12 protein-coding genes are annotated in these 12,241 nt (G+C 64.7%); 1 reads left to right on the forward strand and 11 read right to left on the reverse strand.

The genetic code is table 11. The features are described 5' to 3' along the window. Positions 1–122 precede the first annotated feature (122 nt). From Q0176_RS01440 to Q0176_RS01470, 7 genes are all read right to left on the reverse strand, one after another. Positions 123–1,781: a DHH family phosphoesterase gene (locus Q0176_RS01440; protein WP_299298373.1), complete on the reverse strand. Its 1,659-nt coding sequence runs from the start codon at positions 1,779–1,781 to the stop codon at positions 123–125. A gap of 99 nt (positions 1,782–1,880) precedes the next feature. Then, positions 1,881–2,363: a tRNA adenosine(34) deaminase TadA gene (tadA, locus tag Q0176_RS01445; protein WP_299298376.1), complete on the reverse strand. Its 483-nt coding sequence runs from the start codon at positions 2,361–2,363 to the stop codon at positions 1,881–1,883. Positions 2,364–2,387: 24 nt separating this feature from the next. Then, complete coding sequence (locus tag Q0176_RS01450; RefSeq protein ID WP_299298380.1) at positions 2,388–2,840, reverse strand: YhcH/YjgK/YiaL family protein; 453 nt, start codon at positions 2,838–2,840, stop codon at positions 2,388–2,390. Continuing rightward, positions 2,837–3,829, reverse strand: a complete 993-nt coding sequence (locus Q0176_RS01455) for an ArsA family ATPase (RefSeq protein WP_299298382.1) — start codon at positions 3,827–3,829, stop codon at positions 2,837–2,839. Before Q0176_RS01455 ends, Q0176_RS01450 begins: the two co-directional genes overlap by 4 nt. Positions 3,830–3,853: 24 nt before the next feature. Further along, positions 3,854–4,180, reverse strand: a complete 327-nt coding sequence (locus tag Q0176_RS01460) for a hypothetical protein (protein WP_299298384.1) — start codon at positions 4,178–4,180, stop codon at positions 3,854–3,856. Further along, positions 4,152–4,976 (reverse strand): endonuclease III, encoded by an 825-nt coding sequence (gene nth, locus Q0176_RS01465; RefSeq protein ID WP_299298387.1) that lies wholly within the window; start codon positions 4,974–4,976, stop codon positions 4,152–4,154. The genes Q0176_RS01460 and nth overlap by 29 nt, the downstream gene beginning before the upstream one ends. After that, positions 4,973–7,459, reverse strand: a complete 2,487-nt coding sequence (locus Q0176_RS01470) for a Lon protease family protein (protein ID WP_299298390.1) — start codon at positions 7,457–7,459, stop codon at positions 4,973–4,975. Before Q0176_RS01470 ends, nth begins: the two co-directional genes overlap by 4 nt. A gap of 480 nt (positions 7,460–7,939) precedes the next feature. Here Q0176_RS01470 and Q0176_RS01475 point away from each other — a divergent pair, with 480 nt between their 5' ends. Then, positions 7,940–8,395 carry a hypothetical protein gene (locus Q0176_RS01475; RefSeq protein ID WP_299298393.1) on the forward strand — a complete coding sequence of 152 codons (456 nt, stop codon included), beginning with the start codon at positions 7,940–7,942 and terminating at the stop codon, positions 8,393–8,395. 88 nt (positions 8,396–8,483) lie between these two features. Here Q0176_RS01475 and Q0176_RS01480 read toward each other — a convergent pair whose 3' ends face one another. Genes Q0176_RS01480 through Q0176_RS01495 form a run of 4 tightly spaced genes read right to left on the reverse strand, consistent with a single transcriptional unit; the run spans position 8,484 to position 11,887 of the window. Next, entirely contained in the window at positions 8,484–9,257 is a 774-nt protein-coding gene (locus Q0176_RS01480) for an aldolase/citrate lyase family protein (RefSeq protein ID WP_299298396.1), read from the reverse strand. A 41-nt stretch (positions 9,258–9,298) separates the two neighbouring features. Next, entirely contained in the window at positions 9,299–11,161 is a 1,863-nt protein-coding gene (locus Q0176_RS01485; protein ID WP_299298399.1) for a hypothetical protein, read from the reverse strand. A 33-nt stretch (positions 11,162–11,194) separates the two neighbouring features. After that, entirely contained in the window at positions 11,195–11,389 is a 195-nt protein-coding gene (locus Q0176_RS01490) for a flagellar biosynthesis protein FliR (RefSeq protein ID WP_299298402.1), read from the reverse strand. Positions 11,390–11,401: 12 nt separating this feature from the next. Continuing rightward, positions 11,402–11,887 carry a pyridoxamine 5'-phosphate oxidase family protein gene (locus Q0176_RS01495; RefSeq protein ID WP_299298405.1) on the reverse strand — a complete coding sequence of 162 codons (486 nt, stop codon included), beginning with the start codon at positions 11,885–11,887 and terminating at the stop codon, positions 11,402–11,404. Between the last annotated feature and the right edge of the window lie 354 nt (positions 11,888–12,241).

Raw genomic sequence — 12,241 nt, forward strand, 5'->3', positions numbered from 1 at the left:
CCTTTCCTCAGGCTCCGGTCCCTCCCCGGACTCTGCCGTTCGCAGACGCCTCCCCTGAAAAATCCACGGGGAGACTTCATGGATGGATGAATTCAGCGCTTTGGCTTGAATCAGCGCTTCCTTCAATTCACAACCGCGTAGTCCAGGACGAACTGAACCTGTTCCTCGTTGCGCCAATAGTCGATGCGCGGATGATAGATCCAGCCCGTCACCCCCGAGGTCTCCTGAAGGTCGGCCGCGGCGTTGAAGGCCAGAAGCCGGACGTTGTCGACCCTCACCGCGCTGTGCCTGCCGTCCTTCCCCAGGGGCTCTATCCGGTCGCTCGGGCTGCTGGCCCTGTAGAAGCGCGGGCAGGGGTTGTCGTTCCCAAACGGGCCGAGCTCCTTCACCGCCCTCCAGTCGTTCAGGGAGATCTCCGCCGGCGAGATGTTGATCGCGGCGACGGGCTCCTCCCGTATCCCCATCCCGGACAGGAGCCTCTCCAGTTCCTCCTCGACCTCGTTCCAGTTCTGAGTGAGCACCGAGAAGCCGGCCGCGTAGCGGTGCCCTCCCCAGGCGTCCAGGAGATCGGATATCTCGCTCAGGACGTCCACGGCGTTTCCCCCAACCGGGACGCGCAGGGTCCCCCGGATCTTGTCGCCGACGGGCGCAGCCAGGGCCACCGGCGTGCGCCGCTGAGCGCAGATGCGGCTGGCGACGCCGCTGAGCACCCCAACCGGCCAGGAATCGTCAAACATCACATGCCGGTCCTCACCGTCCGAGAGGCGGATTTTCCCGGCGATCTGCTCCGATATCATCTGCCGTCTCCGGTTGGCCCTGACGAGGTCGTTCACGCATTCGTAGACCGCATCGTCGCTCCCCACGCCCAGGAGGGCCCTCACGGAGATGTCGGCGCAGGCGATGCGGCCGGGGGCGTTCAGGCAGGGGATCACGCGCATCGAGAGCTGTTCCTCGGACAAAAGGCGCCGGACGATGCCCAGCTTCTCGAAAAGGGCGCCCAGTCCCCGCCTCGGGTTGGTCCTCATGAGGCGCAGCCCCCTCTGAACCAGGGAGCGGTTCAGAGGGTTCAGGGGCATGCAGTCGGAGACCGTGGCCAGGGCCACCAGGTCCAGGGCATACTGAAGCCATGACCGGGAAAGGATGTTCTCCTTCCAGGCCCAGCTCCACAGCACGGCCGTGGCGCAGAGCTTCCGGGCGTTCTCCCCGCCGTCCGCACAGGGGTTCACGATCGTCGGAAAGGCCGGGCGCTCCGCCACCGTATGATGGTCGAAGACGAAGACCTCGACCCCACGCTCCTTCAGTCCGGCGAGCAGCTCGGAGTCGTTCGTCCCGCAGTCCACGACGACCAGGGTATTGCATCCCCCCCGGACCACCTGCTCCAGGACGGGCGGATGCAGTCCGTAGCCGTGGACGTCGCGGCGGGGGATGAAGTATCGGACCCCCGAGGCCTTGTGCCGGAAGATCTCCATGGCCAGCACCGTGGCGGAAATGCCGTCCGTGTCGTAGTCCCCATAGACGAGGATGTTGCCGAAGGAGCTCCTGGAGCGCCAGAGCTCCGCCGCCCTCGAGCTCGCCGCCCCGAGGTCCAGGGCATCCAGCAGCTCCTCGAAACACGGGTTCATCCACTTTCTGACCCCATCCGGATCCGCACTGCCGTCCCAGGAACGCATCTCCAGGACCATCGCCGCCAGCTCGGAACATTGGAGACGGCGAGCCAGATCCCGGGTGGTCTCCCCAATCTCGTAAAGTTTCAGGTTGGAATCCGTACAGATCGACAACAACGATATATTCCTCTCCGAACCGCCGAAAAGGCCCGCCGCCCAAGACGAAGTGGAGGTGGGCAGGTCCCCCCGGCATCGATAGTTTTCTCCGTCTGCCCCTCAAGGCTCGTATTCCCGCCCGCGGCGCCTTGTCGAAAAGTACTCGCGCAGCAGCGAAAGGCACGCCTCTACCAGAACCCCCTGCCGCACCCGGCAGCGATGGTTCAGGCGCGTGTCCCGCGGAATGTCGAAAAGGGATCCCGCGGCGCCGGCCCTGGGATCCCGAGCCCCGAAGACAAGGGCCCCGATGCGCGCGTTCACGCACGCCCCGGCGCACATCGGACAGGGCTCCAACGTCACGTAGAGGTCGCAGTCCCTGAGGTTCCAATGTCCCAACCGCTCCGCGGCCGAGCGGATGGCCAGGATTTCGGCGTGGGCGGTCGGGTCGCAGCTCTTCCGGTTGGACCCCCTCCCCAGCACATCCCCGCCGCGGACGACGACGGCGCCCACCGGGACGTCCCCCCTCCGAAGGGCGTCCCGCGCCTCGCCGAGGGCGGCGTTCATGAAGACCTCATCGGCGCCCGACGACGTGCGGCCCCTCAAGTCGAGGGCCTCAAATCAGGGCCTTCACAGCAGGACCTTCAGGATCAGCTTCCTGACGTTCCCCGGCTCCTTGAAACAGACGCAGGGCTTGTGGGCGTCCTCGGGGAAAAACAGGACGAACTGCCCTGCGGGGACCTGAAAATAGACGCCCTCGCCGGTGAAAAACTGTATGTCGCGCTCGGCCGAATAGGGCTCCACCGCCTTGAGGTCCTCCACGGGGGCATAGCCGTACCATTCCTCCCCCTGAAGGGTGATGTGAATGTCGATGTAGCGCCGATGGGCCTCGAAGCGCCTCGCAGCGTGAGGCTCCGTGGCCGTCTCCACGACGTCCAGGAAGAGATTCTCCCCATCGAGCTCCCGGCGCCCCAGAGGAAGGGCGTCCAGCCTTCCCTGCGCCGCCAGATACTCCAGTCCCTTTTTCACTCCGATACCCAGGCCTCCGTAACGGGAGGGGTACTGCACCGTCCCCAGAATCATGCGTCGATTTCCCCTATCCATTCCGCTATTTTTTTAATCTGGTCCATGCCCTGAACGTCCGTCCTGAGGAGCGGCAGACGCACGATGCGGCGCAGGCGGCCGAAACGCTCCCCGATATCCTCCAGATACCCCTTCTGCGCCGCCAGCCGTTCACGGAAGAACTCGCCCGCGTCCTCCGGAATCACCCGGTTGACCACGACGCCCCCCACGCCGATCCCGAACTTCATCAGCATCTCCACGGCGCGCGCCGTCTCCAGAATCGGCATTTTCTCCGCATTGAGCACGAAGTAGAACGCCGAGGACCCGGGGTCCGTCAGATAGCGCCGGCTTCGCTCGAAACGGTCGCGCCGTCGCACAAGGGCATCGACGACGGGGTCCTCCTCCGCCCTCCTCCGCATCTCCTTGTCGAACCGCCCCGCCATCCCGAACATCTCCATCGCCTTCCGGCGTTTGGCGATGAGGTTCTCGATCCACCCGCCCAGAATCTCCGGCAGCGAGAGCAGGCGAAGGGTATGTCCCGTGGGAGCGGTGTCGAAGACGATCGCGTCGTACGCCCTGCCGCGCTCGTCCATCAGCTCCACGAACTTGTCGAAGATGGCGGCCTCCTCCGCGCCGGGGGAGGTGTAGGCGATCTCCATCTGTTTCTTGATCTCGTCCACGATCGCCGGGCTGACGATGGAGAGCATCCTCTCCTGTATCTCGGAGATGTACCGCCTGGCCTCGAGCGCGGGATCGACCTCCAGCCCCCAGAGGTTCTCCGCCACAGGGGTGATGTCCGCCCCCAGCTGCACGTCCAGGACGTCGGACGTGGAGTGGGCGGGGTCCGTCGAGACGAGGAGCGTGCGGCATCCGCGGGAGGACAGGTGGCAGGCGTAGGCCGCCGCACAGGTGGTCTTGCCCGTCCCCCCCTTTCCCCCGAAAAAGGTGAAGGGCCTGCAGCCCGGACCCGGCAGGCCCGCACCGCGTTCCTCAAAAGACGATTCGCTCATGCACCCTCCTCCGCCCCGTGCAGGCTACGTAAAATCATACTGCGCCGCCTTCTCGGCGACGACCGATTGACGATTCATTATACGCCTTTGCCAGGGAAGCATCTCCTCCGCCAGGTAGGGAAGCAGCTCCAGCGTGTAGTAGGAGATGGGGTTCGGCAGCCCCAGGTAGTCCCCGAAGAGCAGCAGCATGACGTTGTCGTTCATGTCCCAGGCCTCCTTGCGGATCGCGGCCACCCGCTTCTCCATAAAGGTGCCGATCACGAACCACCAGGCCCATTCCCCGAACGTCCGGCACGCGCGCCCGAATCGGGCCCGCAGGCCCTCAGTCTTCTTCTCGGCCTCCTCCGTCATCCCCAGCCCCTCCCTTCCGGGCACGGCCCCGCCCGGGCCGCCCCTTATGCATCTCCGCCGCCATCGCCTCCGCCACCCGCTCCCGCCCCGTGTTGCAGAGCGCCGTGAGCGGGCAGGCCCCGCAGAGCGGCTTCCGCGCCGAGCAGACCGCCCGGCCGTGTTCGATGATGTTGACGTGCCCCCCAAGGTAGCGCCCGGGGGGGACCTCCCGCTCCATCAGCGCGCAGATATCGTCCGGGGACGCCTTTTCGGACACGAACCCGACGCGGCGGCAGACCCGGCTGACGTGGGTATCGACGGGGAACGCGGGGAGATCCATGTCGAACATTAGGACGCACGCCGCCGTCTTTTCCCCCACGCCCGGCAGCGCGGTCAGGTAGCGCCTGGCCTCGTCCCGCCCCCGCTTCGCGAGCTCCGCGATGGAGTAGGCGCCGAAATCCCCGCGCACGATCTCCAGGATCTTCAGGATGCGCCGCGCCTTCGTGGGCGCCAGACCGGCGGGGCGCACCGCATCCTCCAGAGCCTCGGCTCCGGCCCCGGCGACGGACTCCCAGCTCGGGAAACGCGCCTTGAGCCGCTCGAACGCCATGTCCCGGTTGCGGTCGTTCGTGTTCTGCGAGAGCACGGTCAGGACGAGCCCGTCCAGCGGCTCCCCATGCCCCAGTTCGGGCGGGTCGGCCTCGTTGTGCCAGACCCCCTCCAGAAGGTCCAGGACGGAAAGGATCCAGCGCCTCAGCGGTCCGGCCCCGTCCGCGGACGGAGCGGAGCGGTCCATCCCCACCCTCAGGCGGCTCACCGGCCGCGTCTCCCGGCCGGGCTCTCCTCCTCCGGCCTGCGGCCCCTCCGCCCTCCCTCATTCTCCTCGTCGTCCCCGCCGAGTTTCCTGCGCAGCCTGACGTTGTCCGAGAGGAGCTTCGAGAGCCGCGCCTTGGCCCTGCCGTGGACGGATGCGGGCGCATAGGAGCCGTCCCGGTGCTCCCGCCCGGCCCGGACCCCGGTGAGCAGCTCGATGCCCTCGTCGATCGTCCCCACCGCCCAGACGGAAAACTTACCGTCCTTCACGGCCTGGAGCACGTCATGATCCAACATGAGGTGCCGAACGTTCGCCCTGGGGATCATCACCCCCTGACGCCCCGTCAGCCCCGCGATCCTGCAATAGTCGAAGAAGCCCTCGATCTTCTCGTTGACGCCCCCGATCGGCTGGACGTTGCCGAACTGGTCCACGGAGCCCGTGACGGCGATCCCCTGGTTCAGGGGAAGCCCCGAGAGGGCCGAGAGAAGGCAGTAGAGCTCCGTGGAGGAGGCGCTGTCCCCCTCGATGCCCCCGTAGTTCTGCTCGAACGTGATCCGCGCGGAGAGCGTCAGGGGCATATCCTGGGCGTATTTCCTCCCCAGGTAGCTCGAGAGGATCATCAGCCCCTTGTTGTGGATGGGCCCCGTCATGCGCACCTCCCGCTCGATGTTGACGACCCCCTCCTGCCCCATGAAGACGTTGGCCGTGATGCGCGAGGGGTGCCCGAAGCGGTAGTCCGTCAGGTCTATGACGGCGAGGCCGTTGACCTGCCCCACCACGGCTCCGTCCGTATCCACCCGGATGACCCCGTTCTCGAAGGCGCGGGTCAGCTTCTCCTGGTACATGCCCGAGCGGTAACGCTTGTGCTCGATGGCCTTGCGGACGTGCTCCCGGCCCACGCGCGGCTTGTTCGACCCGGCGGCCCAGGCATGGGACTCCATCAGGAGCTCCCGGAGCCTTCCCAGCTCCGCCGAGAGGAGGTTCTGGTCCTCCGCGTCCCGGCTGGCCCACTCGATGACCTCGGACAGCGCCTCCGCGTCGAAGGGCTTCAGGTTCTCCCGCCGCAGGATGTCCCTCACGCACAGCCCCATCCGGCGCTCCGTCGCGGCCGTCCGGGGCATGTCCGTGTCGAAGCTCGCCTTGATCTTGAAGAGCTTCCGGAACTCCGGGTCGTAATGCTGCAGCAGCTCGTAGATGTAGGGCATCCCGATCATCACGATCTTGAGGTCCATCCGAATCGGGCTGGGGCGCAGCGAGGAGACGGGGATCGCCCCGTACTGTTCCCCGAGGTTCTCGATGGACGCCTCCTGAGTGCGGAGCAGGCGCTTGATCGCCTCCCAGGACATGAAGTTCATGAGCACCTTCTCCGCATCGAGGACCAGGAACCCGCCGTTGGCCTTATGAAAGGCGCCCGCCACGATGCGGCGGAAGTCGGTGTAGAGGTAGCCCTGGCGGCTCTCGTACTCGACCTTCCCCGCGAGGTTGTAGTAGGTGGGATTGGTCTCCCAGACCACCGGAGCTCCGTCCTTCGGGTCGTTCGAGACGAAGAGGTTGCCCAGATACCGCGAGAAGTCGACCTCGGCCGACTCGTCCCGGACCGCGGTGACGAACGCCCCGAAGTTCTCGATGACGTCCTCGGCCATCCGGTCGAACCATTTCGACAGAGGTTCGTTGCCCGAGTACGGCTCACGGACGTCCGCCATGCAGGGAGCTATCGCGGTCCGGCATATCTCGGCCTCGAGCTCGCCGATCCGCTCCTTGAGCTCCTTCTCCATATCACGGATGCGGCGAAGCCCCAGAAGCGTCTTCTGAGACACCTCCTCGGACAGCGCCTGATAGCGCTTCTGCTCCTTCTCGTCCAGGGCCTCGAACTCCTCCTGCTGGATCTCCCGGACGACGGGCTTGCCCTCCTCGTCCTTCGCCTCGATCAGGGGGATGTTGACGAACCCCTGGGGGGTGCGTTTGAGGGAGAAATGGCGCTCGGCGGCCCAGGACTTGAGCTCGTCCATGATCGCCCCCGCCTTCTCCTGAAACTCCTTGACGTACTGCGCCTTGGCGTCCTCGTACTGGCTCTGCTCGAAGGCCTTGCCGATCACGGTCTTGAGCTCGTTCAGCAACCCGCCCAGGGCGGTGCAGAGCTCCTTTCCCCGGCCGGCGGGCACCGCCATCGCCAGGGGCTCCCCCGGCTCGTCGAAGTTGTGAAGGTAAAGCCAGTCGTCCGGAGCGGGGAGCTCGGCAGCCCGCTCCCTGAGACGTTCGAGCGCATAGCTGGTGCGCCCGCTGCCCGGCTGGCCGGTCACGAAGATGTTGTATCCCCTCCCCGAGACCATCAGGCCGAAGGAGATCGACTCCACCGCCCGTTCCTGGCCGATGAGCCCCACCCCTTTCCGGCCGGGGCCCCACTCGTCGGTCCCCTTCACCTTCCAGCTTCCGGGGTCCTTCAGCCGTCTCAGTTTCCCGGGCGTCAGCTTCCATTTATCCGTCACGTCATTCCCGCCTTCTGTCCCATCGTGGTGTCCTGAGCCAGGACATCGTCGGCGACATCGAGATTGTAGGGTTCAATAAAATTTACGTAAGAAGATTCAATAAGGAAGGCTGGCACGGAAGGGGCCGCCCCCCGGAAAAACACACCGTCCCCCTCCTCGATTTCCGGACAGGGGCCCCCATGTTCCGGTATTTATCCTATCATGAGCTCCCTGCCGATTCCTCGTCAGTTTACCGCAAAAACGATTTCCGCGGAAAAAGGATGGAACGGTCCTCCCGCCCTGCCCTGCTATAATCTAAGGACGCCCCGCCTCGGACGCCGCGCGGAACGCAGGGAAGCGCCCGAGGGCGCGGGCAGTCCGAAGAAATCAACCAGTTGCCTCACCAGTTGAGCGGTTCGCTCAGGGGGTTCATCGGGGAGGCTTCATAGAGTTCAGCGTGTTCCAAGATCATCCCGGACAAGCGACAAAGGAGGCCTAGCGTTGTTCCGAACTTTCTTCTCCCAAGTCCTCACCCGCCTCTGGCCCCCCCGCCTCCTCGGCGGGCTGGGCAGGATCCTGACGGAGTGGCAGGGCTCCGACATTCGGGAAAGGGGGATTCTGCTTCTCGTCTTCGCCCCCATGCTGCTCTGCGTCCTGGGGCTCCTGTTCAGCGTGGCCTCTTTCATCCTGTTCGTGCTCCCCTCCTTCGTCCTGAGGATTCTGGGCTGGGCCGTGCTGACCGCGCTGTTCGGCGCGGCGGGATCCTACTGCCACGACAGGCTGAAGGGGCGATCCTCATCGCCCTCCTATCATGCCGACCAGGACTTCTACGACGTTACGGAGGAGGCGTCCGGCTCCAATACGAAGGAGAGAACGTCCTCATCGAGTTCCTCATCGAAGGAGGAGGACCCTCCGTCCTGGTTCGACAACGTCCGCAGGATGCGCTGGAGGGAGTGAGGAGGGGCAGGGAACCGCCCGCCCCTCGCCGAGGATCCGGAGCTCCGGTCCGGGCTCCGTCACGGCTCCGGGCCCGTCCGCATTCCGATCAGGCTCCGATGTCCTGAACCAGCTGTCTGTAGACTTTGATAAGTTCGACGGAATTCAGGCTGCAGGCGACTCCGGCAATGCCGGACGCAAGGCGCCGCCTGGATTCCGCCGCATCGTTCGTATAGACGTAGACCGGCTTGTCCGCTGCGCGGCACGCCGCGTAAATCCTCTCGAGCGCCGCAAGAAAATCCGGATGCTCGAACCTTGCGGGGATCCCCATGCTGATGGAGAGGTCGAACGGCCCTACGAAGATCCCATCCAATCCCTCCAGAGCGGCGATCTCCTCGATGTGCTCCAGGCTTTCGGCGGTCTCGCACTGTGGGATCACCATCAGTTTTTCGTTGCTGTTGGCCATGAACTCCTCCAGCGATCCGGAGGCCCAGGCCCTGTTTCCGAATCCGCAGCCCCGTCCCTTGATAAAACCGCGGTTCCCCGTCGGCGCGTACTTGGCGAGGTCGATCAGGCGCCGGTATTCGTCGACGGTCCTGAGGCAGGGGACGATCAGGCCCTCCGCCCCGCAGTCGGCTGCGCGCTGGATCTCCCTGTGGTCCACGCCGGCGATCCGGACGACGGGAGTCAGGCCGACACCCTCCGCCGCCCGGATCAGGTCCATCATGGTCTCCGTGTCGAAGGGGCCGTGCTCGCAGTCGATGATGACGTAGTCGAGCCCCGTGTAGCCCAGGCACTCCATGGCCGACAGGTCGCCCAGGTTGAAGAAGGTTCCGATGACCGGCTCCCCGGCCCTGTACTTTTCCCTCAGTTTATGATGCATGCTTCTCCTCCTGCAACGGTTTGACGTGCCTGCGCCCTGCCCTAGGGAAAGAGGAGGTCGGGCCAGAGAGGAATCCACGCCTTCATCTGGACCAGGCCGATATCCAGGTAGACGGCCAGCATGGAACGGCTGGGGTAGCCCGAGGAGGAGAGTTCCCTGGGCAGCGGAATCTGAATCCGAACCCGGCTCCAGGGCGGGGAGACCTTCGGGGGGGCAGCCATGGAGAAAAGCGTCGTTCCCCCCGTGAAGGCGCTGGCCCGGACCAGGGGCAGAGGGGGAATGTCGCGGGCCCAGACGTCGAGCCGCAGGCCGTTTTCCAAACAGAAACGGGTCAGGGTCAGCAGCTCGTCCAGGGAAAAGAGGATCGAGGAATCCACGATAACATTGGTCAGCGTCCCCCTGTGCAGGGACCAGAGGGGTGGGAGCGCGATACGGACGTCCTGCCCGCTCTCGGCGCGAACCTCCTTGAGGGTTGGGGGCAGAACGGAGCCCTGAGGCAGGGTGCGATGCAGCAGCAGCGCATCGAGCGGGGCACGCGGCAGCCATTGCATCGCGGAGCGGATGGTCCTCTCGTTCCAGACGGAATGGGCAACCGCCGAGGCATCCCTGAAGTAGGAGACGAACGGGACACCCAGGGTCGCATCCACGAGAAAGCTCTCCTTGTCCTTATCCAGGGCCAGAACGGGGCGGTACAGCCCCAGAAAGCCCTGCTCCGTATCCCGGGAGGGGAGCATCGTCGCCTTGAAGAGCCGCGAGGCCGAGACATCCAGACAGTACAGGTCGCCACGGGACGACGGGAAAAGCGCCCAGGCGTCCTGGAGGTCCGCCTTCAGGAGGTCGAGGTTTCGGACCTCCTTTCGCCCGAAATCGAGCCCGGCACGGAAGAGCTCCCCCTTCTCGGAGAGGACGAAGAGCTCCCCCAGGGGAGACCACGCGACGTCGCGCGGCATCGGCGCCTCGGCGAAAAAAAATTCCCGCCGGCCGACGGCATCCAGCAGATAGACCCTGCCGTTGCCGCGGTCGGCGACGGCCAGCCAGTTCGCGTACCGGCTTATCCCCACGGGCTCGAACAGCATATCCCCCTCCGGCGGGGACCAGGACGCCAGATGCCGCAGGGACTCCCTGTCGTAGAAATCGACGGACCGCGCCACGGGGTCGGCCACGGCGAACTCCGCCTCCGAGAGCCAGCAGGCATCCGCGACGTGCGAGTCCACGCGCCCCCGCAGGTCCATGGAGATGTCCTGGCCGGAGACAGCGGAGAAGGAATGGACCTCCCCATCGACGCCAAAGACGAAGAACGTCCCGTCCCCAACGGGAAGGGCGGCGGCCGGGGCCTGAGCGGAGACGGACCGGAACCCGTTTCCTTCCTCGGACAGGTAGACCTTGCCGCCCAGCGTATCGCAAAGGCAAAGAGCGGCGTCCAGCGCATCCACCTTGCCCAGCCCCTTCACGTTGAAGGGGCGCAGGATGCCGCCCCCCCATTCCTCCTGAAGGTCCGGCCGGGAGAACTGCCATCGTGAAGCAATGGGAAGCGGGCTCAGGACCGCCCGGAGCAGACGCTCCTGTGCCAGGAACCAGTTGAGGATCCGCGGCGCGGTGCGGTCCATGGCCCGGACCTCGAGATAGCCGGACAGGGCCTTACGGGCTGCCTCGAAGTCCCCCGTGCGGGCCGCGGTCAGCCCCTTGAGAAGGTAGTAATCGACCAGATAGGTATTCGCCTTGAGGGCCCGATCCAGGTAATCCAGCGTATTCCAGTAATCCCGCTCCAGAAAATAATCGTATGCCCGAGTGAAGTGACGTTCGGACTCGTCGAGCTCCGCACGCGGGAGCTCGGCCCCCATGGAGGAAAGGGCCGTTCCCAGGAGAAGTCCCAACACCGCCGTTATCAGGATCGTTCGTCTCATTTTCGCTCCCGTCTGACTCGTACCCGTTTCTCGCTACTGAAAAAAAGAGCGGTAGCCGTAAACGATGGCGGCCGCGAACAAAAAGCCCAACAGCATCCTGAGGTACAGGACCCATAAATCCCCGCCGGGAAACTCGCCTCTTTGAATCTTCACCACCAGACGAGCGACCAGAAGCGCAAGTCCGAAGGAGAACAGCCCCAGAAGGGCATACACATTGCCCTGCGGCATTTCGCCCCAGCCTCAGGGCCCCGGAGGAAGGAGCCGCTGCTTGGCCGTGAAGGAACCGGCGGAGACCCTGAAGGCCAGAACGCCGCGCAGAGCCGCGTCGGGGATGGAAAAATCCGATCGCCCCGTCTGGTGCTCCATGATCTTCAGCAGCGCCCGCAGTTTCTCCTCGGGGTCCTCGATAAAGCCGACCGTCCCCTCACCGATGACGCTCGAGTAGGCAAAGCCATAACTGCAGGCGGCCTTGGCCTCGACGAGCTTGTGCCCGCAGTCCATCTCGAAGCACACCTCGGGATTCCTCCGCAGGATCTCGATTTTGCGCCCCTCCAGGGCGCTGTGACAGTAGAGTTCCAAAACGCCGTCCCGAAGGTCGAAACCGAAATTCATCGGAACGACATAGGGCCGCCTTCCATCGACCATCCCCAACCGAAGGACCTTGCAGTCCCCGATAATGCGTCCAATGGCCCCGAGATCCGTGACCTCCCGGTCCTTTCGCCTCATGCGACCTCACGCCCCCAATCCGCAAGCCTTTTTCAGTCAAAATTATAGCAAAGCGCGGACTTCGATGAGATCCTTCCCGGGAAAACCTGCAGCCCTTCCTTTACAAAAGGCCATTCGGGTACACTACGCCCTTTTGTCGACAGCCTGGTCCATGTTTAGCGGCACGCTCTTCACTCCGGAAGCATTACCTTCCTTCTATAAGCGGCTCCTTCAGCAAAAAACCTACCACTGGAGGCTGCTCGTCCTCTGTAATCCTCAGGGAAAATAGCAGTTTTTCAGGAAACCATACACATCCAAAACCCGGAATTTCCTGAACGGGAGGACCTAAGACAGGAGATAATTCCCTTTGGACTG

This window comes from uncultured Fretibacterium sp., assembly GCF_938040765.1.
Lineage (GTDB): Bacteria > Synergistota > Synergistia > Synergistales > Aminobacteriaceae > CAJPSE01.